The organism is Cyanobium sp. Candia 9D4 (assembly GCF_024346155.1).
GTDB classification, from domain to species: Bacteria; Cyanobacteriota; Cyanobacteriia; order PCC-6307; family Cyanobiaceae; genus Cyanobium; species Cyanobium minutissimum.
The window spans coordinates 407526-430082 of sequence record NZ_JAGQCK010000001.1 but is presented as its reverse complement, the minus strand read 5'-3'; the positions used below and the strand labels follow the sequence as shown (position 1 = coordinate 430082).

Annotated in this window: 20 protein-coding genes and 1 tRNA gene; 9 read left to right on the top strand and 12 right to left on the bottom strand. The window is 69.8% G+C overall.

The genetic code is table 11. From position 1 onward, the window contains the following. Positions 1 to 13: 13 nt before the first annotated feature. Positions 14 to 328, top strand: coding sequence for a hypothetical protein (locus tag KBZ08_RS02155; protein ID WP_146134535.1), 315 nt, complete (start codon positions 14 to 16; stop codon positions 326 to 328). Between the two features lie 4 nt (positions 329 to 332). On the opposite strand, the gene KBZ08_RS02150 is transcribed toward KBZ08_RS02155, so the two are convergent. The 6 genes from KBZ08_RS02150 to petH form a co-directional block, all read right to left on the bottom strand. Beyond that, entirely contained in the window at positions 333 to 1019 is a 687-nt protein-coding gene (locus tag KBZ08_RS02150) for a GAP family protein (RefSeq protein ID WP_106219795.1), read from the bottom strand. A 64-nt stretch (positions 1020 to 1083) separates the two neighbouring features. Next, a complete protein-coding gene (locus KBZ08_RS02145) occupies positions 1084 to 1368 on the bottom strand; it encodes an acylphosphatase (RefSeq protein ID WP_106219794.1) in 285 nt (94 codons plus the stop codon). After that, complete coding sequence (locus KBZ08_RS02140; RefSeq protein ID WP_254970996.1) at positions 1365 to 2852, bottom strand: cobyrinate a,c-diamide synthase; 1488 nt, start codon at positions 2850 to 2852, stop codon at positions 1365 to 1367. Before KBZ08_RS02140 ends, KBZ08_RS02145 begins: the two co-directional genes overlap by 4 nt. A gap of 37 nt (positions 2853 to 2889) precedes the next feature. Beyond that, a complete protein-coding gene (locus KBZ08_RS02135; protein ID WP_106219792.1) occupies positions 2890 to 4188 on the bottom strand; it encodes a glucose-6-phosphate dehydrogenase assembly protein OpcA in 1299 nt (432 codons plus the stop codon). Between the two features lie 70 nt (positions 4189 to 4258). Further along, positions 4259 to 5782: a glucose-6-phosphate dehydrogenase gene (zwf, locus tag KBZ08_RS02130; protein WP_106219791.1), complete on the bottom strand. Its 1524-nt coding sequence runs from the start codon at positions 5780 to 5782 to the stop codon at positions 4259 to 4261. Positions 5783 to 5943: 161 nt separating this feature from the next. Beyond that, positions 5944 to 7116: a ferredoxin--NADP reductase gene (petH, locus tag KBZ08_RS02125; RefSeq protein WP_254970995.1), complete on the bottom strand. Its 1173-nt coding sequence runs from the start codon at positions 7114 to 7116 to the stop codon at positions 5944 to 5946. 230 nt (positions 7117 to 7346) lie between these two features. Here petH and KBZ08_RS02120 point away from each other — a divergent pair, with 230 nt between their 5' ends. Beyond that, positions 7347 to 7865, top strand: coding sequence for an SRPBCC family protein (locus KBZ08_RS02120; protein WP_254970994.1), 519 nt, complete (start codon positions 7347 to 7349; stop codon positions 7863 to 7865). A gap of 115 nt (positions 7866 to 7980) precedes the next feature. Here KBZ08_RS02120 and KBZ08_RS02115 read toward each other — a convergent pair. Then, a tRNA-Glu gene (locus KBZ08_RS02115) sits at positions 7981 to 8053 on the bottom strand. A gap of 64 nt (positions 8054 to 8117) precedes the next feature. Further along, positions 8118 to 9287 carry a histidine kinase gene (locus tag KBZ08_RS02110; RefSeq protein ID WP_106219789.1) on the bottom strand — a complete coding sequence of 390 codons (1170 nt, stop codon included), beginning with the start codon at positions 9285 to 9287 and terminating at the stop codon, positions 8118 to 8120. A gap of 171 nt (positions 9288 to 9458) precedes the next feature. Between KBZ08_RS02110 and KBZ08_RS02105 the strand changes: the two genes are divergently transcribed. The 3 genes from KBZ08_RS02105 to pepN all read left to right on the top strand — a co-directional run bounded on the left by KBZ08_RS02105 (position 9459) and on the right by pepN (position 13307). After that, entirely contained in the window at positions 9459 to 10016 is a 558-nt protein-coding gene (locus KBZ08_RS02105; protein WP_254970992.1) for a hypothetical protein, read from the top strand. A 113-nt stretch (positions 10017 to 10129) separates the two neighbouring features. Beyond that, entirely contained in the window at positions 10130 to 10570 is a 441-nt protein-coding gene (locus KBZ08_RS02100) for a hypothetical protein (RefSeq protein WP_219903869.1), read from the top strand. A 7-nt stretch (positions 10571 to 10577) separates the two neighbouring features. Continuing rightward, positions 10578 to 13307: an aminopeptidase N gene (gene pepN, locus KBZ08_RS02095; RefSeq protein ID WP_254970987.1), complete on the top strand. Its 2730-nt coding sequence runs from the start codon at positions 10578 to 10580 to the stop codon at positions 13305 to 13307. Here the strand turns inward: pepN and KBZ08_RS02090 are convergent. Then, complete coding sequence (locus KBZ08_RS02090) at positions 13304 to 14557, bottom strand: glycoside hydrolase family 10 protein (RefSeq protein WP_254970985.1); 1254 nt, start codon at positions 14555 to 14557, stop codon at positions 13304 to 13306. The genes pepN and KBZ08_RS02090 overlap by 4 nt on opposite strands. An 11-nt stretch (positions 14558 to 14568) precedes the next feature. Beyond that, positions 14569 to 15576, bottom strand: coding sequence for a ribose-phosphate pyrophosphokinase (locus KBZ08_RS02085; protein WP_236550555.1), 1008 nt, complete (start codon positions 15574 to 15576; stop codon positions 14569 to 14571). Between the two features lie 67 nt (positions 15577 to 15643). Here KBZ08_RS02085 and KBZ08_RS02080 point away from each other — a divergent pair, with 67 nt between their 5' ends. Next, complete coding sequence (locus tag KBZ08_RS02080) at positions 15644 to 16210, top strand: hypothetical protein (RefSeq protein ID WP_254970982.1); 567 nt, start codon at positions 15644 to 15646, stop codon at positions 16208 to 16210. A 90-nt stretch (positions 16211 to 16300) separates the two neighbouring features. On the opposite strand, the gene KBZ08_RS02075 is transcribed toward KBZ08_RS02080, so the two are convergent. Next, positions 16301 to 16603, bottom strand: a complete 303-nt coding sequence (locus tag KBZ08_RS02075) for a hypothetical protein (RefSeq protein WP_254970980.1) — start codon at positions 16601 to 16603, stop codon at positions 16301 to 16303. Positions 16604 to 16679: 76 nt separating this feature from the next. After that, a complete protein-coding gene (locus KBZ08_RS02070; RefSeq protein ID WP_254970978.1) occupies positions 16680 to 17528 on the bottom strand; it encodes a shikimate dehydrogenase in 849 nt (282 codons plus the stop codon). 192 nt (positions 17529 to 17720) lie between these two features. On the opposite strand from KBZ08_RS02070, the gene KBZ08_RS02065 reads away from it, so the two are divergent. The 3 genes from KBZ08_RS02065 to brxC are packed head-to-tail and all read left to right on the top strand — an operon-like array spanning position 17721 to position 22557. Continuing rightward, positions 17721 to 18464, top strand: coding sequence for a DUF1819 family protein (locus KBZ08_RS02065; RefSeq protein WP_254970976.1), 744 nt, complete (start codon positions 17721 to 17723; stop codon positions 18462 to 18464). Beyond that, positions 18461 to 19075 (top strand): DUF1788 domain-containing protein, encoded by a 615-nt coding sequence (locus KBZ08_RS02060; RefSeq protein ID WP_254970973.1) that lies wholly within the window; start codon positions 18461 to 18463, stop codon positions 19073 to 19075. Before KBZ08_RS02065 ends, KBZ08_RS02060 begins: the two co-directional genes overlap by 4 nt. Continuing rightward, positions 19072 to 22557 (top strand): BREX system P-loop protein BrxC, encoded by a 3486-nt coding sequence (brxC, locus tag KBZ08_RS02055; protein WP_254970971.1) that lies wholly within the window; start codon positions 19072 to 19074, stop codon positions 22555 to 22557. Before KBZ08_RS02060 ends, brxC begins: the two co-directional genes overlap by 4 nt.

Genomic DNA, 22557 nt, shown 5'->3' with positions numbered 1-22557 from the left:
CGCACCGTTCGGCATGGCCACTCCCCAGGCCGGAGCCTTCCAGTGGATCGGCACCACCCCGGCGCCGGAGGCCAAGCCGGCCGACGCCGGCGGCCACGCGGGATCGGGCGGCGGTGAGCTGCTGACGGACGTGGGCGCCCTGGGAATCACTGCGGCCCTGGTGGGCGTGGTGGTCCTGGTGCGGCGCTGGCTGATGCTGCGCTCCCGCCAGCCCCTGCCCGGCCTGCCCAAGGAGCGCGTGCTGCCCCTCTCCCGCCACGGCACCCTGCACGACCCCAAGTATCTGGGCCGGATCCTGGAGGCCGAGGAGCCCCCGACGGGCCCCTGAGCACTCACCCCGCCCGCAGGCCTTCGATGCCCTGCCAGCCCAGGTAGGCGGCCAGGCCGAAGCAGATGGCCGCCACGATCAGTTCGGCGTTGTCGAAGAGCCAGAGCTTGCCCGCCTGGAGCACCGGCAGGAGCCGCTCCTGCCCCACCAGCACCAGCCCCGCCAGCGGGAGCAGCAGCAGGGTGCCGGAGAACAGGCTGAAGACCACCGTGGTCAGCACCTCCCGGGGCCGACTGAGCCCGGCCTCGAGCAGGCTGGCGGCGGTGCGGGCGTAGAGGAACAGGTCGTCGGGGCTCGATACCTGCACGGCGGCGCTGAGGCCGAGCAGGAGCGGCAGGGGCAGGGCGCAGAAGCCGTCCAACCGGCGGGTCCAGCCGGGGGGACCGCCCCCCTGGCGGCTGCTCAGCAGACCGTTGAGGCCCAGGGCCAGCAGTCCGCCCGCCCCCAGCAGGTCGAGGCCGGTGCGTTGGTCGGTGCCCCGCTCCATGGTGAGCAGCAGGCCGTGGCCCACGCTCAGCAGCAGGGCGATGGCCGCCGCGGAGGTGAGCAGCCAGCCGAGCACGAACCAGCTGCCCCGGCGGAGCGGGCTGGGGCCCAGCAGGATCAACAGCAGCAGGCCGATGTGCAGCGGACTGAAGCTGATCGCCAGGCCGAATCCGAACAGTTCGCTCCAGAGGCTGGGGGTCGGCATCGCTGCGGTCCGTGACGCCCCATTGTCCGGTGCCGTGACGCGACTGGCCGGCGGCGGCCGGTGCTCAGGGGCGGATCTCGAACCAGTCGGTGCCCGCCACGGCCACCTGGCCGCTGGTGACGCCACTGACCTGGGCCCCCTGGGGGCCCTTCTCGCACCAGAGCCGCAGTTCCACCAGGCGGTCCGGCAGCCCCTCGGCCTCCACCTCCACCGAACCGTCGGGACGGTTGCGCACCCAGCCGCTGAGGCCCAGGTCGATGGCCTTCTGGCGACAGCCCATCCGGTACCCCACCCCCTGCACCAGACCGCGGACGCTCATGCGCCAGCGCTCCTGGGGCGTGGCCGTCACCCGGAGACTGGGTTGCAGGAAACGGCGTTCCTCGGCAGCGGCGCGGCGCTGGCGGCGGATCTGGCCAGTCTCGAGGGAATCGCCGGGCATCCAGCCCAGTGGAGGTGCAGCCAGGTGGCGTGAACGGTCGGCGCGCTCCATCCTTCGATCCTCCCGGGTGATCCCCATCCTTCAAGTTGCCACAGGCTCTGGGCCTCTGCCAACACGTCGCCGCCGGAGGGCTGGGCCAGCAGCTGCCAGCGGTGGAACTCATGGCCGCAGAGGGATTCACCGCGGCGCACCAGCAGCCCGTCTTCCATCGGCAGCGCCTGCCGGTAGCCAAGGCTGAGGGGCCCCCGGCGGGCACGGAAGGGGAGCAGGCCCGCCATCGGGTGGGGCAGGCCGTCCGGGTCCTCCAGCTCCCGGCCCAGCAGCAGCAGACCGCCGCATTCGGCCACGATCGGCAGGCCGGCCCGGGCGGCGGCCCGGAGGGATCCGAGGCTGCGGCGGCTGGCCGCCAGCCGGGCGGCATGGAGTTCGGGGTAGCCGCCGGGGAGGAGCACCGCCCGGCAGTCGGGCGGCAGGGGATCGTCGGCCAGGGGGCTCCAGGACATGGGGCTGAGGCCGCAGGCCTGGAGCAGCTCCTGGGCCTCGGGGTAGCGGAAGTGGAAGGCCGCATCGCCGGCGATCGCCACGGGCAGGGGGGGGGCGGCGCCGCCGGCTCCCTGCCCCAGGGCGGATCCCGCCCCAGCCCCAGCGGCGGCCCGCTCCGGCGGGACCTGGTCGAGGCACCAGCGGATCGGATCGCGCCGTTCCGGCGCCGGCGCCGGCGGCGCCAGCAGCGGCCACAGCCGCGCCAGGTCGAGGTGCTCCTCGGCCAGGGCGGCCCAGATCCTCTGGCGTTCGCCCAGGTCGCCCAGCTCCCCCGGGGTGAGCAGCCCCAGGTGCCGGGAGGGCAGCTCCAGGCTGGGGTGGCTGGGCAGCACCCCCAGCAGGGGCACCTCGATGGCGGCCAGGGCCTCGGCCAGGAGCAGCCGGTGCCGCTCGCTGCCGACCCGGTTCAGCACCACCCCGGCCAGGGTCACCCGGGGCGGGCCGTGGTCACGGAAGCCGCGCACCAGGGCCGCCAGGCTGCCGGCCTGGCGCGACGCCTCCACCACCAGCACCACCGGCAGCCCCAGCAGGGCGGCCACGGCGGCGGAGCTGCCCTCGCTGCCGGATCCGCGGCCGTCGAACAGGCCCATCACCCCCTCCACCAGCACCCGTCCGGCCCGGCCGCCGTGCCAGCGGTAGCTGCGCCGCACCCACTCCTCGCCGCAGAGCAGGGGGTCGAGGTTGCGGCAGGGCCGGCCGGCCACCGCCCCCAGCAGCTGGGGGTCGAGGTAGTCGGGCCCCACCTTGAAGGGCTGGATGGTCTCCCCCCGTGCCCGGGCCACGGCGGCCAGGCTGAGGCTCAGCAGGGTCTTGCCGCTGCCGCTGCAGGGGGCCGCGATCAGGCAGCTCATGCGATCGGCGGCATCGGCCGCTCCGGCGGGAGGTGCCTCAGCCTGGCAGCAGGCTCGCCGCCAGCGGCGCGGCGGCCGCCAGCAGCGGCGAGGTGGAGTCGTGGCCGCCCGAAAGCAGGCGGGCCATCTCCATCTCCTCGCTTTCTTCCGGCAGGGGCACCACCCCCTCCGCCAGCTCCATGCTGGCCATGCCACCGGATTCCAGCCGCATGCAGCCGCCGGACTCCGAGCAGAGAATCACGCACAGGGGGGGGCGCTGCTGCGGTTCACAGATCAGCCGCATGCCGACGATGGCGCCGGGGTGGGTCTTGGGTGCGCCCATGGGCACCGGCATGAGGGTGAACTGGACCGCCACCCCGTCGGTGCGCTCGAACTCCGCCGTGATCCCCGGGCCCGGCCCGTCCACCTCCACCGCGTAGCTGGTGATCAGGTGCCAGCCGAGGCGGTCGGCGATCCAGGCGGCCAGGAGCAGCCCCTTCACCGGGTGGTCCCCCTCGACGTCGATGTCGAGCTGCACCACGTGGCCGAGGGCATCGCGGCGGGACGGGGGATCGAACACCATGGCCAGGGATTCGCGCCAGGTGCGCAGCCGCAGCCAGTTGAGGTCGTTGACGGCCTGGCCGGCGCTGATCCGGGCCAGCATCAGGTCGAGGCAGCGGCGCGGCTCCCCGAGGGAGCTGTCGATCACCAGCCGCCGGGGGACCGGCGCCAGGGCCTCGAGCATCTCGGAGGGCTCATCCAGGCTGCTGTTCCACCACACCCAGCAGGGCAGGGTGTCGTCCACCAGGGAGCCGATCAGATCGAGGCTCTGCTTCAGGGCGCCCATGCCGCCACGCAGCACCACCACGTCGCCGCAGGCGGCACCGGCGCCCCCCTCCTCCGGCAGCGGGCAGTAGGCCGCCACCAGGGTCTCGAGCGGATGGCCCGGATCGAGGGTGGGGGCCAGGGTGATCAGGCGCCGGGGCATGTGGGCGCTGATGGCGCTCTCGACGAACTGGCCACGCAGGTCTTCGGTGCGATGGTTCCCCTCCTTCTGGCCGATGGCCCAGGCCAGGCGGGGATCCATCGGTGCGGTGCTGTAGGGCAGACCGGTTTCCGGCACGGCCTGGCGGGCCGCCTCCAGCAACTCCGTTCTCAGCAGGCCGGTGATCGGGCCATCGACCCGGCCGATGCGCACCATCTGCTGCTCCAGCCAGGACGGCTCCCACACCACCAGGGTGAAGGTGGCGGCCCCGGTCGAGCCCTCCAGATCGTGGGTCCAGAGGCGGTGCAGGTAGGGATTGACCTCCTCGGGAGGCAGATCGAGGGGGGCCTGGAGGGTGAGCTGGGGAGCCATGGGCGCGGAAGGGGGCGGGGATCGCGGGGCTGCGGAAGGGGAAGGGGGCGCGGGGCCCTGGGGCCGTGCGTCAGGGACGCCGCCAGATCAGACCGTCCCTGGCCAGGAGGCCATCGGCGGCGGCGGGACCCCAGGTGCGGGCCTCGTAGGGCTGAACCGGCAGCTGCCAGGGGGATTCCTCGATCAGGGCCAGCAGCGGCGTGTACAGCCGCCAGGCCGCCTCCACCTCATCACTGCGGGTGAACAGGGTGGGATCGCCGAGCATGGCGTCGGCGAGCAGCCGCACGTAGCCCTCGTCGGAGGGCTCGCCGAAGGATTCGTCGTAGCTGAAGGCCATGTCGACCGGGCGGCTGCGCATGCCGGAGCCGGGGGCCTTGACCTCGAACTTGAACTCGGCCCCCTCGTCGGGCTGGATGCGCAGGATCAGCTGGTTGGGGGTGGGGGCGCCACCGGCGGCGTCGAACAGGTGCACCGGGGCCTCCCGGAAGGTGAGCACCACCTCGCTGAGGCGCTTCGGCAACCGCTTGCCGGTGCGCAGGTAGAAGGGCACCCCCTGCCAGCGCCAGTTGTTGATGGCCACCTTCATGGCCACATAGGTTTCCGTGGTGCTGTTGGCGTTCACCCCCGGCTCCTGGCGGTAGCCCGGCAGGGGCCGGGCCATGCTGCCGCCGGCGGCGTACTGGCCCCGCACGCAGCACTTCCAGGGCTCCTCCTCGTTGGCCAGGCTGGCCGACTGCAGCACCTTGGCCTTCTCGTTGCGGATGGCCTCCGGATCGAAGCGCCCCGGGGCCTCCATGGCGGTGAGGGCCAGGATCTGGGTGAGGTGGTTCTGCACCATGTCCCGAAGGGCGCCGGACGACTCGTAGTAGCCGGCCCGCTCCTCCACGCCCACGGTTTCAGCCGCGGTGATCTGGACGCTGGAGATGTAGTTGCGGTTCCAGATCGGCTCGAAGATCGTGTTGGCAAAGCGCAGCACCAGAATGTTCTGGACCGTTTCCTTGCCCAGGTAATGGTCGATGCGGAACACCTGGCTTTCCTTGGCACAGGCCTGCACCACCTTGTTGAGGGCCTGGGCGCTGGCGTAATCGCGGCCGAAGGGCTTTTCGATCACCACCCGGCTGCGCTCGGCATCGGCCAGCAGGCCGGCACCGGCCAGGGCGCGGCAGCCGCTGCCGTAGAACTCCGGCGAGACCGAGAGGTAGAAGGTGCGGTTGCCCCGGGTGGCCCGCAGCCGGTCGATGCTCTCCAGCCGCTGGCCGAGGCGCACCAGGTGCTCGGGCTGCTGCAGGTCGACCGGCTCGTAGAAGAGACCCTGGGCGAACTGCTCCCAGGCGGTGCGATGGGAGGCGATCTCATCGGCCAGGGCGGCGCCCATCTTTTCGCGGAACTCCTCATCGCTCCAGGGCCTTCGGGCGCAGCCGAGCACGGCGAACTCGCTGGGAAGGCGTCGCTGGCGGAACAGCTCGAACAGCGCCGGGATCAGCTTGCGGTGGGTGAGATCACCGCTGGCCCCGAAGATGACGATGCACTGGGGCGAGATCACCCGCTCCTGGCGCAGGCCCACCCGCAGCGGGTTGGTGAGGATGGCGGTCATGGGGAGGGCGTCCGGTCACCCCTGGTTTAACGGCGGCGCAGGCCTCCCGCTGCATCGCCGCCACAGGGACCCTGCCGGTGTGTGCATTCTCGGATCGTCCCCCATGAAAAAGGCCCGCCGGTGGCGGGCCCTGGGTCGACGGCCCCTTGGGGGCGTGGGGTTCAGTAGGTCTCCACGTGCCAGCGGTCGGCTTTCTTGAGCTGGGGCCGCAGCTCGCTCCAGTCGAGGCCCTTGGCGGCGGCGGCGGCGGTCATGGCCTCGTCGATGCCGGGCTCCATGCCGCGCAGACCGCACATGTAGACGTGGGTCCTGGGATCTTCGATCAGGGAGAAGATCTCATCGGCGTGCTCGGTGACCCGGTCCTGGATGTACATCCGGCCGCCGCTGGGGTTCTGCTGCTCGCGGCTGATGGCCTTGGTGTAGCGGAAGTTCTCCGGGTACTCGGCCAGGTAGCGCTGGAAGTCGTCCTCGTAGAGGAGGTTGGGGGTCTTGGGAACCCCCATGATCAGCCAGGCCTTGCCGCGGAACTGGTATTCGGGGTTCTTGGCGCGCTCGCCCGGCTCGAACATGCGGCGCAGGTAGGCGCGCATCGGAGCGATGCCGGTGCCGGTGGCCAGCATGATGATGTTGGCATCCTCATCGGGGGGAAGGAGCATCTCCTTGCCCACCGGGCCGGTGATCTTCACCTTGGCGCCGGGCTCGATGTCGCACAGGAAGGTGGAGCAGACCCCGTTGATGGTGGTGCCGTCCTTCTCGTACTGGAGCTGGCGGACGCAGAGGGAGACGGTGCCGCCCTCGCAGTTATCGCCGTGGCGGGTGCTGGCGATCGAGTACAGACGCAGCTTGTGGGGCTTGCCGTTGGCGTCCTCGCCATCGGGAATGATGCCGATGCTCTGGCCCTCGACGTAGTGGAGGTTGCCTTCCGAGAGGTCGAAGGTGATGTGGTTCACCCGGCCGATGGCCCCTTCGGCCAGGAGGCTGTAGTTGTCGAGGACGGTGCCGATGAACGGATCCTTCGGCTTGTAGAGGTTGACCGGGACGTCGGCGTGGCTCACGGGGGCTTTCTTGGCGGGGGTGGGGGTGGCGGCCGGGGCGTCGGAGACCGCTGCGTCACCGGCGACTGGGGTGGGGGGGCCCTCGGGCACCTCCTCGGCGGTCACGGCCTTGATGCGACCGCCCTGCTGGGCGATGGTCTGCATCAGGCGCTGCAGCTGGGGGAAGGGCACGGTGATCCGGCGCTCGGCCCGCCGCTGCACGCCGACGCCGAAGCCTTCGACCACAACCGTGAACATGCGGCCGTCGGACTGGGTGGCCTTGCCGGTGGAAACACGCATGCGGGCGTCGGAGCCGAAAATCGGGCCGATCATAGAGAACTCGCCCCACACCCCCTCGGTGCGGATTCGTTGACCGGAATCCGGACACACCGGTTAGTTTGTGTTCCGTCGCACCATTCCCGGTGCCGACCGCTGCCACCCTCACGCAAGCCCCGAGCGAGCTCCGATCCGTCTTGGCACAGCTTCTGGCGTCGTTTCCCAGCCCCGTGCACCTCCCGTCAACCGAGGCCATGGTCGCCAGAGAGGCCAGTTGCGCCCTCGACACGATTCAGCAGGAGATGGAGCGTCTCCCCCAGGGCACCCGGCGCCTGGCGGTGCAGCTGCGCCTCGATCTCGCCCCGGAGTGGATCTGGGCGGTGCTCACCGACTACGACCACCTCGACCGTTTCATTCCCAATCTCGCCAGCTCCCGCCAGCTCTGGCGCCGCGGCAACCTGGTGGCCCTGGAGCAGGTGGGCACCCAGCAGTTCTGCGGTCTGCGCTTCAGTGCCCGTGTCCAGCTGGAGCTCAGCGAGGAACCCGAGCAGGGGCGCCTGGCCTTCCGGATGCTGGAGGGCGATTTCCGCTGCTTCCAGGGCATCTGGCAGGTGGGCGTCGACGCCACCAGCACCTGGCTCCTCTACGACCTCACCGTCCAGGGCAAGCCGGGCATGCCGATCGGCCTGATCGAGCAGCGGCTGAAGGAGGATCTGGCCAGCAACCTGCGGGGTGTGCAGCGGGAAGCCCAGCGCCGCGCCCAGCTGCTCTGAGGCTCTTCCCCATACGGCCCTCCTGCCAACGGCATGGCGTGCAAGCTGCTGAACAGCAGCTCTAAAAAAGTGGCGCGGGTCAGGACGAAACCGCCCCGAGCCCGGAACCGATGCATACCCCCAAGGGGATTCGAACCCCTGTCGCCTCCGTGAAAGGGAGGTGTCCTAGGCCTCTAGACGATGGGGGCGAGGCCACAGCCGGCTCAGCGCCGATCTGATGTGCTGGACGCTACGGGCCGGAGGGACCCTTCGTCAAGGAAGGTCCTCGGCGGCGGGCCGACCGGGGGCGGAACGGTCCGGTTCCGGGGAGCTCTGGCCGGTCCAGACCGGCACGGTGAAGTTGAAGCAGGCGCCCTCACCCGGCTCGGACACCACCCAGATGCGGCCGCCATGCACCTCCGCGATGCGGCGGCACACCGACAGGCCCACGCCGAAGCCGGAGGTGGTGCCGGAGGTCTGGGGCAGCCGCACCCGGTCCTGGAAGATGCGGTGCTGCTCCTCACGGGGAATCCCCGGGCCGCTGTCGCAGATGCTCACCTGCACCCACTGGCTGGTGCGGTGCATGAGGCTGAGGCTCACCTTGCCGCCGTCGGGGGTGAACTTGAGGGCGTTCTCCAGCAGGTTGAGGAACACCTGGCGCATGCGCCGCTGGTCGGCGTGGACGTCGGGCAGGTCGGCGGGGATGTCGGTGACCAGCTGCAGCCCCCGGCCCACCCAGAGCTTCTCCAGCTCCAGGATGGCCTCGGCGGCCACCTGGCTCAGGTCCAGGCGCTGGGGGTTGAACAGGGCCTCCCAGCGGGTGGTGCCCACCTCCAGCAGGTCCCGGGAGAGGGCCTCGATGTCATCGAGCCGGCGGTTGAGCACGTCGCGGAAGCGGCTCTCGTCGATCTGGCCCAGGGCATGGCTCTGAAGGGCCAGCTTGGCGGCGGTGAGGGGGGTGCGCAGCTCGTGGGCCACCATGCGCAGCAGCCGTTCCTGGACGCCCAGCCGCTCGATCAGGGTTTCGTTCTCCTGACGCAGCACCAGCAGCTGGTCCTCGAGCTGCACCTCCCGCTGGCTGCGGCTGCCATCCATCTCCGCCGGCCGCAGGCTGAGCCCCAGGGTGGTGACCACCTCCATCTGCTGCCAGCGGGGCAGCCAGATGCGCAGCTGCTGGGCCAGGGTGTTGCCGGCGAAGACCTGCTTGGGCAGGGGATCGAGCTTGATCAGGGCCGGGGTGGCCACCAGCCGGTGCAGTTCCAGCAGCTCGGGATGGTCGGCCGGATCGGCCACCTGGAGGGAGACCTTGCAGGTGCAGTCCTCTGATTGCAGGAAGGCCAGCAGGGCCCGCAGGTCGGCGGAGGCCATGTGATGGCGGGCCGCCACCAGCAGCAGCTTGAGCGGTTTCTGGGCCTCACCGGTGACGGGGCCGGCCTCGGCCACCGCCGGGGGCGGCGGCGACGGCGACGACGGCAAGGGCGGGAAATCGGGCTCCCCCAGGACCGGCAAAGGCAGGGATGCGGCAACGCCCCCAACCTTATGGGGTTTTGGGCAGAACCCGGAAACGTCGCTAGCACTTCAGGGATCGCGTCCGTACGCCTGGGTGGGCCCGCCATGACCACACCGACCCAGCCCGGTCTCTCCAGGGTTCCTGCCGTGCAGAGCCGCATCCGCCTCGACACCAGCCTGCGGCGCTGGTTCGCCCGCAACCTGGGGCTCTGGCGCTCGCGCCGCACCTATTTCTTCACCGAGGACGACGCGGTGCTGCGGGTGGACATGAACCTGCGCATCGAGGTCCACCGCGAACTGGTGGACGGGGATGAGGGCTACCGGTTCACCTGGTGGGCGGAGGGCCACCAGCCGTTCTTCGACACCAAGCCCGACTACCGGCCCGAGGGCACGATGGAGGCCTGGCTGTGCGGTCACCAGCTGCGCCGCAGCTGCGGCTACCTGGCGGGGGCCCCCACGGTCAGCCAGATCCGCCAGATCGATGAGCACACCATGGCGTTCCAGTCGCATTACGACGACTGGGAAGTGCTGGAACAGATCCGCCTGGTGGACCAGGACCGCTACCGTTCCCGCTCGATCCACACCTGGCGCCACGGCAGCCTCGAGCTGGTGGAGCACCACCACGAGATCCGGCTGGAGGCGGCGGGAGAGCCGATCGGTTAATCGCTGTCAGGGCCGGGGCCCCGGCGACTGGGCCGCCTCGCGGAGCGGTCTCAGCGGCGGGTGTGGCGGCTGCTGCGATGCAGCACGATGGTGGTTCACGGATCCCCTACCCCTTGTCTCTCCTGCTCCGCCGCTCCCGGCCGCTGCTGGCGCCCCTGGTCGCCATGCCGCTGCTGCTGGCACCTCTGGCCGCCCAGGCGGCACCGGCCACCCCCGCCGAGATGGGGCTCTACACCCGCATCGGCGCCGTGAACGTCTGCATCTCCCGCGCCGCCGGCGTCGACTTCGAGAAATCGGTGGGCATCGCCGGCGAAACCATCGCCCAGCTGATCCTCGGCCAGCACAAGGGCGAGATCCAGCAGGTGGGCACCAAGGCCCTCACCATCGAGGAGCTGCGCCGCGGCGCCATCAACTCGGCCGTGCTCGGTGCCGCCGAGATCTGCCCCAAGGAGGTGCCGGCCGACGTCATGAAGAAGGTTCAGGACGCCATCAAGCAGCAGGGCGCGGCCCGGCCTGGGGCCCCGGCTCCTGCCACTCCGGCGGCCCCCAGGTAAGCCTGGGATGACCATCGTCCGCCTCGCCGACTACCGTCCGGCGCCCTACCTGCTGGAGCGCACCGACCTGACGGTGCGCCTGTTCGCCGACCATGCCCTGGTGGAGGCGCGGCTGGCGTTCCTGCCCAGGCCCGGCGCGCCGGAGGGGCCGGAGGTGGCGGCTGAGCCGCTGGAGTTGCGGGGGGTGGATCTGGAGCTGCGGGCCCTGGCGCTCGATGGCGTGCCCCTGCCCCCCGAGGCCTATCGGCTGGAGGACGACCGCCTGCTGGTGCTGCAGCCGCCCCAACGGCCGTTCGTGCTCACCAGCACGGTGTGGCTCGATCCGCGGGCCAACACCAGCCTCGAGGGGCTGTATGTGAGCGGGGGGATGGTCACCACCCAGTGCGAGGCGGAGGGCTTCCGCCGCATCACTTACCACCCGGATCGCCCCGACCTGCTGAGCCGCTTCCGGGTGCGGATCGAGGCCGACCGGGACAGCTGCCCGGTGCTGCTCTCCAACGGCAACGGCATCGAGGCCGGCGACCTGCCGCCCGGGACAGGCGGAGAAGCCCGTCACTACGCCGTCTGGGACGACCCCTTCCCCAAGCCCTCCTATCTGTTCGCCCTGGTGGCGGGCCGGCTGGAGGAGGTGCGCGACGCGTTCCTCACCGCTGACGGCCGCACCGTGCAGCTGCGTCTGCACGTGGAGCCGGGCGATGCCCCCTTCACCGCCCACGCCATGGCGTCCCTGAAGCGGGCGATGGAGTGGGACGAGCGCGTCTATGGCCTGGCCTACGACCTCGACGAATACAACATCGTTGCGGTGCGCCACTTCAACATGGGCGCGATGGAGAACAAGAGCCTCAACATCTTCAATTCCAAGCTGGTGCTGGCTGATGCCGCCACGGCCACCGATGGCGAGCTGGAGCGGATCGAAAGTGTGATCGCCCATGAGTACTTCCACAACTGGACGGGCAACCGCATCACCTGCCGCGACTGGTTCCAGCTCTCGCTGAAGGAGGGCCTCACCGTCTTCCGGGATCAGAGCTTCTCGGCCGATCTGCATGGCCATGCGCTCAACCGGATCGAGAACGTGGCGATGCTGCGCAACACCCAGTTCCGGGAGGATGCGGGGCCGACGGCCCATCCGGTGCAGCCGGACCAGTACCAGGCGATCGATAATTTCTATACCACCACGATCTACGAAAAGGGATCGGAGGTGATCCGGGTGCTGCACACCCTGCTGGGGGAGGAGACCTTCCAGCGGGGTATGGCGCTGTACGTGGAGCGCCACGACGGCACCGCCGCCACCTGCGAGGACTTCGTGCAGGCGATGCAGGATGCCGCCGGCGAACTGGACGACAGCTGCCGCCTGCCGCCCTTCGATTTCGGGCAGTTCCGCCGCTGGTACCACCAGGCGGGCACGCCGGTGCTGCGGATCCGGCGCCGCTGGAACAAGGCGGCGGGGACCCTGGAGCTGTTCGTGCGCCAGTCCACCCCGCCCACCCCGGGCCAGCCCCACAAGCAGCCCCTGGTGATCCCCCTGGCCGTGGGCCTGGTGGGCCAGGCGGGCCAGCCCCTGCCGATGCGGCTGGTGGCCGAGGACCCGGACCATGGCGCGGCGCCCCTGCTGGGCCGCCGCTGGGGGGCGGGCACCCGGCTGCTGCTGATCGATCAGGAGGAGCAGGTGTTCCGCTTCGAGGGGCTGCCGGCCCAGGCGCCGCCACCGGCCCTCTCCCTGCTGCGCCAGTTCTCGGCGCCGGTGAAAATGGCCTTGGGGCGTCCCTCCAGCGAGCTGGTGCACCTGCTGGCCGCCGACAGCGACCCCTTCGCCCGCTGGGACGCGGGCCAGGTGCTGCTGCGCCGCGCCCTGCTGCGCCGGGCCGCCGGCCGGGTGGATGGGGGGCTGGAGGACGCCCTGATCGACGCCTTCGGGCGGATCCTGGCCGATCCCTCCCTCTCGGAGGCCAGCCGCAGCGTGCTGCTCGCCCTGCCGGGCCTGGCCGAACTGGAGGATGGCGCGCCGGAGCCCGATCCGCCGGCCCTGTTCGCCGCCCTGCAGGCCCTGCGCCGCCGCTTCGGGGAGGCCCTGGCCGACCCCCTGGAGCGGGCCCTGGAGCGGGTCAGCGCCCAGTGGTCGTTGGCGTGGCCCGAGGGGGTGGGCGACCGGATGCTGACGGGCTCGATCTGGAGCTGGCGGGTGGCGGCCGGGTCACCGGCGGCGATCGCGGCGGCCCGCGCGGTGGTGGATGGCCCCTCGATGACCCTGGCCCGGGCGGGCCTGCGGGCGCTTCAGGACCATCCGATTCCTGCCCGCCAGGAGGCGGTGGACGCCTTCTACGCCCGCTGGGAGGACAAGCCGGTGATCCTCGATTCCTGGTTCGCCCTGGAGGCGTCCGCCCCGTTCGCCGATGGGCTGGAGCGGGTGCAGCGGCTGCTCGACCATCCCCGCTTCGATCCGGCGGCGCCCAACGCGGTGCGGGCGGTGCTGGGGGGGCTGGCGGGCAATCCGCCGGTGTTCCATGCCGCCGACGGCAGCGGCTACCGCTTCATGGCCGGCCAGATCGCCGCCCTCGACCAGCGCAACCCGATCACGGCCTCGCGCATGGCCAAGGTGTTCAGCCGCTGGCAGAGCTACAGCCCCGACCGGCGGCAGCGGATGCGGCAGGCCCTGGAGGGGCTGGCGGCCGCCGAGCTCTCCACCAACACCCGTGAGGTGGTGGGCCAATGCCTTGGAGCGGCCGGCGGGGACGGCTAGCGGCCGCCGAACACCTCGCGGTTGAGGCGCCGGAAGGCGGCCTGGCGGAAGGCGGCCCCCTCCGGACCGGCGTGCTGGCCCCAGAGCCCCTCCCAGTAGAAGAAGATCACCCCGTGGCCCCGGGCGGCGGAGAGACGCACCTTCTGCTCCAGGGTGGCCATGTCGGGGGTGCGGCCGCCGAAGCCGGAGAGGATGCCGATCTCCACGGGCATGCCCCAGCGGCGGGCCTTCACCAGCGCCGGCTGGTCGAGGTCGCGGGCGAACCCCTTCACTGAGTAGGCGTAGTTCTGGACGATCAGGTCGTCGACCAGTTCGCCCAGGGCCCAGAGCTCCCAGTCCTGCAGCCAGTGGTTGTAGGCGAAGCGGAAGGGGCCGGGCGAGAGGCTGATCACCGTGCGCCGCGGACCGCCCACCTCCTGCAGGGTGGCCCGCAGTTCCCGCAGCAGGGCGGTGAGCTGCTGGCGGCGCCACTTCATCCAGTAGCGGTCGTTGAAGTTGGTGGGCGGCTCCCGGCCGGTGTCCGCCAGGTAGAGGGCGCGGGTGTAGGGGTCGTAGCCCAGCTCCACCGGCCAGGCGAAGTGGTCGTCGAGCTGGATGCCGTCCACGCCGCAGCGCTGGACGATCTCCTTGATCAGTCCGATGAAGCGGGCCCGCACCCCGGGGTGGGCCGGATTCAGCCACACCCGCAGGTCCCTGAGCGGGGAGGTCTTGAGGTTGGCGCCATGCATGGCGTAGAGGGCGCTGCCGTCGGAGCGGCGCAGCACCCATTCCGGGTTCCGCTCAACGACCTCCGCATCGGCCGGCTCCATCAGGCCGTACTCGAACCAGGGGATCACCTGCATGCCGCGGCGATGGGCGGCCTTGGTGAAGCGGCAGATGGGGTCGAGGCCGGGATTGGAGCGGGCCAGGGCCGGCTCCAGCGGCGCCCAGCGGCTGCGGTGGAAGGTGGCACCCCGGCTCCAGACGTTGGGGTAGAGGGTGTTGAAGCCGGCGGCATCGAGCTGCGCCACGGCGGTCTCGATGCGGGTCGCGTCGTAGTAGAGGGGGCTGGGGCTGTTGGTGAGCCACACCCCGACGCGGCGCTCGAAGCTCTTCGGCAGGCGGCCCTGGGGGACGGCAAGAGCGGGCGCTCCCACGGTGAGGGCCAGCACGGTTGTGACCAGCACGGTGAGGGGCACCGGCAGGTGGCGCTTGAGGTGGGCGAAGCGCTTCAGGGGCACCCGACGGACGGGTGGTTCGGGAGCGACCATGGCGGGGCCGCTCAGCGGAACATCGAGCTGACCGAGCTCTCCTGGTGGATGCGCCAGATGGCTTCACCGAGCATGTTGGCCACCGACAGCACCCGCAGCTGGGGGAAGTGGAGATCCGGGCCCAGGGGGATGCTGTTGGTGACCACCACCTCCTCGAACAGGCCCGGCTCGGAAAGGCGCTCGATGGCCGGGGGGGAGAACACGGCATGGGTGGCGCAGGCCAGCACCCGGGCGGCGCCGCGGGCCCGCAGCAGCCGGGCTCCCTGGCAGATGGTGCCGCCGGTGTCGATCATGTCGTCGATCAGGATCGCCGTCTTGCCGGCCACATCGCCGATCACGGTGAGGCTCTCGGCCACGTTGTGGCCGGAGCGGCGCTTGTCGATGATGGCCAGGGGCGCATCCTTCATCTGCTTAGCGAAGGCCCGGGCCCGGGCCACGCCGCCCACGTCGGGGGAAACCACCACCACCTCACCGAGATCGCGGGTGGCGAGGTAGTCGACCAGCACGGGGGAGCCGTAGATGTGGTCGCAGGGGATGTCGAAGTAGCCCTGGATCTGGGAGGAGTGCAGGTCCATGGCCAGCACCCGCTCGACGCCGGATTTGACCAGCAGGTTGGCCACCAGCTTGGCGGTGATCGATTCGCGGCCGGCGGTCTTGCGGTCGGCGCGGGCGTAGCCGTAGTAGGGGATGACGGCGGTGATCTGGCGCGCCGAAGCCCGACGGCAGGCGTCCACCATGATCATCAGCTCCATCAGGTGATCGTTCACCGGAGCGCAGGTGGGCTGGATCAGGAAGACGTCGCAGCCGCGGATCGACTCCTGGATCTGGATGTAGACCTCGCCGTCAGCGAAGCGCTTGATCACCCGCGGGCCGTCGGGAACGCCGAGATAGGCGCCGATCTCCCGGGCCAGATCGGGGTTGGCATTGCCGCAGAACAGCCGCAGCCGCCGGGGGTCATGGCTGGTGAGGGGCGGGTGCCCGCTCTGCTCCACCCGTTCAGCGGTCGAGAAAGTGGACAAGGGCGCAGGCGGCGATGCTTCGCAGCACGATGGTAGAAGCGAGCCGGCCCAGACAGTGCAAACAACCATGTCGGTTTCAGGGTTCGGCGCGGGGCCGAAGGGCGGCCTGCTGCTCGTGGGCCTGGGGCGCCAGCAGGAGCTGGAGGGCCTGGCGGCGGTGGCGGCGCGGCTGGCCGCCGCCGAGGGCGTGGCCGTGCGGCAGCTGGCCGGCGCCGGCGACCCCGATGCCGGCCTGGCGGCCCTGACGGGGGCGGCGACGGGCCCGTGGCTGGCGGCCCTGTCCGTCGACCCCGGCCTGCCGCTGGAGCGGGGCGGCAGCTGGGCCGAGGCGCTCGGGGCCTGGCGCCAGCCCTGCCTGCTGGTGGTGCGCGGCGAGCAGCTGGACACGGGGCTGCCGGCGGCCGGCGCCGCCCTGCTGGAGCGCTGGCGGGTGCCCCTGGCGGGGCTGGTGCAGGTGGGCGGCGACTGGCAGCCCACGGAAAGGCGCCGCGATGGCCTGCCCTGGCTGGGCTGGTTGCCGGAGAGTGGCGAACCTGACATCGCGGAGATCGCCGCGATTGAGCGGAACGAGCAGGCGATGGCGGCGCTGCGGCAGGTGCTGCGGGGCCGCTGGCGGGTGCTGCAGGCGGCCTAGCTCTCGTGTCCCGCCAGGGTCGTCAGCGGAGTTGCTCGACGAGCCGCTGGCGGGGCGGGCCCAGCCGGGCTCACGCGCCGCCCCGGACGCTCACTCGCCGCCCTCGGCCTCCTCGCCCTCTTCGGCCTCGCCCCCGGAGCCGCCGGCTCCGCTGGCCCCCGAGGCCGCGGGCTCCATGGTGACGCCGAGCTCGCGACAGGTGCCGATCGGATCGACGCCCGGTGCCAGGCCGAGGGCCTTGCGCAGGGCATCGATCTGGCCCACCGACTGGAGGTCGATGGTGCTGGCCACCTGCTGGCAGGCGATCGTCTGCAGGGCCCGGCCGTCGGGGCGACCGCAGCCGGCCAGGAGGCCGAGGGCAAGCAGGGCGGCGGCAGGCACAACCCGGGTCATGGGGATGTCACAGGGAACGGCGGACAACGTAAGGGCCCTCAGGTCCGCCCCGGCGACAGGGCGGGCACGGCCGGATTCACTCCCCCAGGGCCTCGGACACGGCGCGCTGGAACACCTCCTCCTCTGGGGTGACGCCGGTCCACTGCTCGAAGATCTGCTTGGCCAGCTGCACCAGCATCTCGACGCCATCCACCACCGGGCAGCCGTGGCTGCGGGCCGTGGCCAGGAAGGGGGTGATGCGAGGGTTGGTGATCACATCCACCACCACACAGGCCGGATCCACCGTGTCCCAGCGGACGGGCACGGGCTCCAGCTCCGGCGCGCAGCCCAGGTGGGTGGCGTTCATCAGCAGGTTGGTGCCCGCCGGCACCACCACCTCCCCCTGCCAGGGCTGCCACACCGCCGGCACGCCGGAGGCGCGGGTGACGGTGTCGGCCACCTCCTGGCCCTGCTCCTGCCGCCGGGTGATCAGGGTGAGGTGGGCCGCGCCGGCCCAGGCCATCTCCACCGCCATCGCCCGGCCGGCACCGCCGGCCCCGAGCATCACCACCCGCCGGCCCGCCAGGGGCGCCAGCTTCTCGATCGCCTTCACCACCCCCTTGCCGTCGTTGTTGTGGCCGATCAGGCGGCCCGCCTCGATGGTGAGGTAGTTGGCGGCGCCGATGGCCCGCACGTCGTCATCGACCTCATCGAGCAGGGGCAGCACCGCCACCTTGTAGGGCACGGTGATGGCCATGCCGCTGTAGCCCAGGGGCACCAGGGCCCGCACCGCCAGGGCCAGGTCCGCAGTGTTGGCGATGTCGTTCTTCCAGAACTGCCAGCACAGCCCGTGGTGGGCATACACCGCATCGAACATCCGATCGATCGGGTTCTCGGCCACCGGATGGCCGAGCATGCCGGTCATCTGCTTCTGGGGAGGGATCAAGGCGGGCCGGCGGGAGGCCCCAGGGTGGCAGGGGTGGGGAGATGCGGCACCCGGATGGTTCGTTGACGCGATCGCTTCCTGCAGCCTCTGCATTGACTTCACCCCGCTCTGCTGTTTCGCACGTGGGGGAGGCATGAAGGTGGCCAGGACCCCTAGCTTCCGGGCCATGGATAGCCCAGGGCGCCACACCCCTTGACCCCCAAGCCCCCCATCCCGGTGCCAGGATTGCGTCGAAGCCTGATGCTGATCGCCTTGGCCCGCACCGCCGAACAGGCGAGCCGCTACTGCCTCAGCTTCACCGCCGCCAGCTTGAGGCCCGAACTGGCCAGCCTGATCGCCCAGGTTCACCTAGAGCAGGGGGACTGGCGCAAGACCAAGGCGGTTGTGCTGGAGCGGAATGCCCTCCAGGCGCGTTCGGCCAGCACGGCCAAGCGGCTGGAGTCCGAACTGCGGCAGCGGTTGCAACAGCTCAACCCATCTCAACTCGAGCTGCTGGCGCGGGGCAGCAGCGATGAGCGCAACGCCATGGCCTGGCTGGCCGTGCTCAAGCGGATCACGATCGCACTCGACCTGACCCACGAAGTCCTGGCAAAGAAGCTCAGCAGCCTCGATCCAGTTCTGCGTCGCTCCGACATGGCCGGCTTCTACGAGGCCTGCGAACGTGCACACCCCGAGGTGGCAGCTCTGTCTCCTTCCTCCCAGCAGAAGATCCGCTCCACCCTCCTGCACATGCTGCGTGATGCAGGCCTGTTGGCAGGGAAAGCCGGCAAGGGAGGAACGCTCGGCACGGTGCAGCGTCCCCAGCTCTCACCGAAGGCCCATGGGCTGGTGGAGCAGGAAGGCCCGGCGCTACTGGGTGGCTTTCTGCTCAGTCCAGCGCCGACGGTCAAACCGGCAGCCAAGCCGGTACGCCGTGCGCAACGGATAACGGCATGAACAGCAGCGTCACCGGTCTCGATAAACGCCTGCAGCAGGTGCTCACTCGCCCCGAGTTCCTGGAGATGCGGGGGGTGGCCAAGGAGGTGCCGATCTTCATTCAGACCTACAGCCCGGCTGACGAAGACCAGCTGCGCGTGGTGGTGAAGGGCGCCGAGCAGTTTCTGCGTAAGCAGGGGCTGCGGGTGAAGCACGTGGATCTTTTTGAGCTGGTGCTGCAGCTTCTTGAGGCCAAGGGCTACCTCGATGTGGTGCTGCAGGAGGAGGCCAGCTGGAGCAAGAGCGACCTGTTCGACACCCTGCAGAACGTGGCCGAGCCCACATCGGCGCTGGTGCCGAAGCTGATGGAGGCGCTGGGGGATGACACCCAGATCAGCCTGATCACCGGCTCAGGGCGGGTGTACCCGTTCCTGCGCACCCACACCATCCTTGAGGCCCTGCAGCCGGCGATGGTGCGGCACCCGGTGGTGATCTTCTTCCCCGGCGAGTACTCCCAGGACGCCGACGGCGGCTCCTACCTGCGCCTGTTTGGCACCACGACGGCCAGCAAGATCGAAAACCCGCATTACCGCGCCACCAACCTCGCCTACTTCGCCATCAAGAGCTCATGACTGCCCACACCATCCAGGAGCTCTTCGCCAAACCGGTGGATCGCCCGATCGACGGGGTGATCAAGGCCGACGACGAGCGGCATCTCCAGATCGAACTCGATGAGTACGTGGTGACCCGGGAGGTGAGCAAGGGGCTGGGGGCCTTCACCGACGCCTACCTGCACAACCCCACCGCCAATGGCGTGTGGATCTCGGGGTTCTTTGGCTCGGGCAAGTCGCACCTGCTGAAGATGCTTTCGCTGATGCTCGACAGCGAGAAGAGGGTGGGCGCGCAGGACACCCGGCCGGTGGAGATCCTGCTGCCGAAGGTGGAGGACGAGATCATCCGCGCCGACCTCAAGAAGGCGGCGGCGATCCCTGCGCGCAGCCTGCTGTTCAACATCGATCAGAAGTTCGATGGCATCGGCGGCACCCACGAGGCACCGATTCTGGAGGTGTTCATGAAGGTGTTGAACGAGCTGCAGGGCTACTACGGCAACCAGGGTTACGTGGCCCAGTTCGAGCACGACCTGGACAAGCGCGGCCAGTTCGAGGACTTCAAGCAGACCTACGAGCGGGTGAACGGCCGCAGCTGGACCCACGACCGCGACGCCGTGGCCACCGTCACCAAACGCAGCTTCGCCAAGGCCTATGCCGAGCAGTTCGGCGGCAGCGAAGACGACGCCATCAAGGTGATCAATGACGCCAAGGACAGCTACCGCCTCTCGATCGAGGGCTTCGCCGGCCGGGTGAAGGAGTACCTCGACAGCCAGCCCCCCGGCTTCCGGCTCAACTTCTTCGTGGATGAGGCGGGTCAGTTCATCGGCCAGGAGCGCAGCCGCCTGCTCAACCTGCAGACCGTGGTGGAGAGCCTGGCCACCGCCACCGATGGGCGGGCCACGGTGTTCATCACCTCCCAGGCCGACCTGGAGGGAATCCTGGGCCAGGTGAAGTTTGAGCAGGCCGACGACCTGAGCAAGATTCAGGGCCGCTTTAAAACCAAGCTGACCCTGGCCAGTGCCGATGTCCAGGAGGTGATCCAGCGGCGCCTGCTGGCCAAGACGCCGGATGAGCCGGAACAGCTGATCGGAATCTACGAGCAGGAGAAGGAGAACTTCACCACCCTGTTCCGCTTCGGGGATGGCTCGATTCAGCTCAAAGGGTGGCTGGACTGCCAGGGCTTCTGCGGGCTGTACCCCTTCCACCCCTATCAGCTGAGCCTGTTCCAGCAGGCGATCCAGAGCCTGGCGACCCACAGCATCTTTGAGGGCCGCAACATGGCCGTGGGCGAGCGCTCGATGCTCTCGGTGTTCCAGGAGGTGGCCAAGGCGATCAAGGAGCTGCCGGTGGGCCGCCTGGCCAGTTTCGATCAGCTGTACGACGGTATCCGTGACGTGATCCGGGCCGACAAGCAGCAGACGATGGTGACGGCCCAGAACCAGCTGGGGGAGCTGGAGCTGCGCATCCTCAAGGCCCTGTTCCTGCTCAAGTGGGTGCCCCAGTTCAAGAGCACAGCGCGCAATATCGCCATCCTGCTGATCAATGAGCCCAACTTCGACATCCGGGCCCATGAGCAGGCAGTGAAGGAGGCCCTGATCAACCTGGAGAGCCAGAGCTATCTGCAGCGCAGCGGCGAGGTGTACGAGTTCCTCACCGACAAGGAAAAGGATGTGGAGCAGGAGATCAAGCGGGTGGAGGTGTCGGATTCGGTGGTGGTCAAGACCCTGCACGGTGTGGTGTTCGACGACGTGTTGCGCAGCAACAAGATCCGCTTCGAAGACAACGGCAACGACTACCCCTTCTCCCAGAAGATCGATGACGGCCTGATCAAGGGCAAGGAGAGCGACGTGGTGGTGAACCTGGTGACGCCGGAGCACCCCAACTACGGCAGTGAGGGGATCCTCCACAGCCGCAACATGGGCGGCACCGAGCTGATGGCGATCCTGCCGGCGAAGGACCGGCTGCTCGATCAGATCCGCAGCCACCTCAAGACCGACCTCTACATCCGCCAGAACAGCGGCAGCGAAGACGAAGCGCTGAACGCGATCCTGGCGGTGCGCGCCAAGCAGAACAGTGCCCGGCGCCAGGAGATCACCCGCCAAGCCGAGGAGCTCCTGCGCACCGCCCCCTTGGTTGTGAACGGCCAGACCCTTTCAGTGGGCGAAGGCGACCCCAAGACCCGTTTCAGCAAGGCCTACCAGGAGCTGATCCGCTCGGCCTTCCCCAAGCTGAAGATGACTCGCGGCAACTTCAGCGAAGCCACCGTGGCCCAGGTGGTGAGGGAGCAGGACGACCTCTTGGAGGGATCGGCGATCCAGCTCTCGGAAGCGGAGCAGGAAGTGCTGGTGGATGTGGAGCGACAACAGAAGCTGGGCGAGCGGCTCAGTGCAGAAGAGCTGGTGCGCAAGTTTGAGGCGCGGCCCTATGGCTGGAGCAACTGGGCCACGCTCACCTTCATCGCCCGGCTGTACCGGCTCGGGAAGCTGGAGCTGCGGGAGAAGGAGCTGCTCAGCAGCGTGGAGGTGATCGAAGCGCTCACCAACAGCCGCCGGCTGGGGGGTGTGAGCGTGCGCAAGCAGGAGCAGTTCGATACGAGCACGGTGAATGCGCTGAAGCGCTTCCACCAGGAGCTGTTCAACGTGCAGAGCATCGGCACCGATGCCCGCAGCACCTGCGAAGCCTTCCGGATGGCCATGCGTGAGGAGGCCCAGGACCTGCGCGAGATCGCAGCCCAGGCCGCCAGCTATCCCTTCCTGGCAGCGGTGAAGCCCTGGGCCGAGCAGGCCGAGGCGATGGCCAGGAAGGACGACGGCTACCTCCTCAACCAGCTGGGCACCTTCAAGAACAGCTGGCTGGATGCCGAGGAAGACCTGCTCACTCCCCTGAAACAGTTCCTCAATGGCAACCAAAAAGCGGTGTACGACGAGGTGCGGGCGTTTGAACTCCGCTACGGCGATGAGTTCGCCGACCTGCCGGCCGAACAGGTGGCACCGCTGCGGATGCTGCTGGAGAGCGACAAGCCCTACGCCGGCGGCCTGATCCCCCAGGCCAAAAGCGCGATAGTCGAGCTGCAACGGCAGCTGGCTGAGCGGCTGGCCGAAGCCAAAGCCAAGGCACTGGAGCAGATCAGCGAGCAGGAAGGCCGGCTGAAGGCCACGGCCGACTTCCAGAAGCTCGACACGAGCCAACAGGATCAGGTGCTGGCAGCAACGGCAGCTGCCAAAAGCGATGTGGCGGCTGCGAGCCAGCCCGGAAGAGCCTTGCTGCGGGTGAACCGCTACCGAGCTGAGGAGGTGCCCAAGCAGCTGCAACGGATGGCGGCGCTGGCAGCCCCGGCGGACACATCAACGGCAGCGCCGATCACGGTGGTGGCGGCCTCAGCCCTGAGGGTGAACTGCCTCCTGAGCCAGATCACGAACGAGGCGGAGCTGGGGCAGTGGTTGGAGGCTATGCGCGCAGCCGCCCAAGCCGAGCTGGATCAGGGGCACCGGATCAGCCTGTGA